1 protein-coding gene is annotated in these 1,386 nt (G+C 61.0%); it reads left to right on the forward strand.

Annotation, left to right across the window (positions count from 1 at the left end):
* Positions 1–100 precede the first annotated feature (100 nt).
* Positions 101–1,126 carry an IS110 family RNA-guided transposase gene (locus AC1DF3_RS36860; protein WP_478142793.1) on the forward strand — a complete coding sequence of 342 codons (1,026 nt, stop codon included), beginning with the start codon at positions 101–103 and terminating at the stop codon, positions 1,124–1,126.
* Positions 1,127–1,386 lie beyond the last annotated feature (260 nt).

Here is a 1,386-nt window from a genome sequence, read left to right on the forward strand (position 1 = left end):
GATCAGATGGTATGGGCGCCTCCCTCCTACTACTGCTAGGCACGACACCTCGGCAGTGTCAGAGTGAGCGTCCCACCGTCAACATCGAATGGAGGCCATCATGGAACGAACCGTCATTGCCGTCGACATTGCCAAGAAGGTGTTTCAGCTGCACTGGGTCGACATGGATACCGGCTGCATCGAGCGCTTGCAGGTGAAGCGCGCAAGGATGCTCGAATGGTTTGCCAACCGTACTGCTGCGCTGGTCGTGATGGAAGCGTGCGGCGGGGCGCACGACTGGGCCCGTGCTTTGATCGAGTTTGGTCACGAGGTGCGACTGATCTCGCCCAGGAAGGTGCGTCCGTTCGTGCAGCGCAACAAGACCGATGCTGCGGACGCCCAAGCGATCTGGACGGCATGCCAGCAGCCAGGCATGCGTTTCGTTCCTGTTAAGACCGAGGCCCAGCAGATCGTGCTGTCGCTGCACCGGCTGCGCGCGCAACTCATGAAGACGCGCATCATGCAGACCAATGAGCTTAGGGGGCTTCTCTATGAGTTTGGAGTCGTGCTGCCGGAAGGTCACGCGGCGCTGCTCAAGGCATTACCCGACGCTATATGCGATGCGAAGACGCGGCTGCCAGCGATGCTCATGGACAGCTTGGACGAGCAGCTCAGGAGAGTTCAGCAACTGCAGGCAGACATCGGTCTCATTGAGCGACGGCTCACGCAGCAAATGCGAGAGCTGCCAGCCTGCAAGGCTGTCGCCGAAATTCCCGGCATAGGTCTTCTTACCGCTACTGCCGTGGTCGCCAGTATGGGGACGCCGGCGGCGTTCAAAGATGCTCGGGAGTTTGCCGCCTGGGTCGGACTTGTTCCTCGTCAGACCGGTACGGGCGGGCGGGTCAGGCAGCTCGGCATCAGCAAGCGTGGTGATGCCTACCTGCGAACACTCCTTATGCATGGTGCTCGAGCCGTCGTGATCAGAGCCAAGGATGGCCCGACATGGCCATGGCTGACCGCTCTGTTGCAGCGCCGACCCTACAGCGTGGCCGTCGCTGCCGTGGCGAACAAGCTGGCGCGAACGATCTGGGCAGTGCTGGCCCGAGGTCTAGCTTGGCGCCCCGGGGCTTGGCAGGCCGCGGGCTGACGAAGATGCAAGAACAACGCTTCTGAAGGAGAGCAAGCGACCACGCGTGTGATGGGACAGACAGGTCGGACCGGGACGGGGACACTCCGATAGGGAACAAGAGCATCAAGCTCGTTGATCAGATGGGAACCTCGTCAGCGAAAACCATCAGGGCCGGCAGGCATATCAGCTTGCACATCAGGCCGGATATAAGACTGCAGCCCTGCCTCCTAAAGCGTCACACACACGAGTTCTTGCGATCCGGGAGGCGCCCATATAAG

The organism is Variovorax sp. 10N432 (assembly GCF_056394465.1).